Source organism: Pelomonas sp. Root1444 (assembly GCF_001426885.1).
GTDB lineage: Bacteria > Pseudomonadota > Gammaproteobacteria > Burkholderiales > Burkholderiaceae_C > Pelomonas.
Genome location: NZ_LMFP01000002.1, coordinates 819 through 1374 on the forward strand (window position 1 = coordinate 819; position 556 = coordinate 1374).

The following is a 556-nucleotide window of genomic DNA, read 5'->3' on the forward strand; positions in this document are numbered from 1 at the left end:
ACGTTCAATGGAACCTCCAACGTGTTCAAGATCGGCTGGTTCAAACCAAGCTGGACTATGTGCAATTCCAATTTTACCCCCGGCACACTGTTTGCATTTTCTGAAGGCGTCAACAGCGTAAGCATGAGACAAGAGTAAGTTGTGACTGACTTGATAAGCTTCGTATCCTGACCGTCCATCTTCACAGTTATGTCCATAACCAGGGATGTACGGTGAACAACGTCCCGGAGCTTTCTTTCCGACATCGTAACCGGCACGACTAAACACCCATGGTTCGTTAAATGTGATCCAGTTCTTCACTTTGTGTCCGTATTCGTGGAAAGTGAAATTTGCATATTCTATAAAATCTTGAACAATGCGACCACTTAAGAAACCACCATATTCATCTTCCAAGTCTTGAGGAGTATCCCAGTGAAAGACAGTTACTAGTGGTGTTAGATTGTTTTTGAGAAGCTCATCGATTAGGTCATGGTAGAATTGGACTCCTGCTTTGCTTATTCCCTTGGACATTCTTCCATGAGGGAATATTCTTGGCCATGCAATAGAAAGTCTAAAA

The 556-nt window shown here is 43.0% G+C and carries 1 protein-coding gene; it reads right to left on the bottom strand.

Annotation, left to right across the window (positions count from 1 at the left end):
- On the bottom strand, window positions 1-556 hold a 556-nt coding region (locus ASD35_RS26385; RefSeq protein WP_157275328.1), incomplete at both ends, for a family 1 glycosylhydrolase.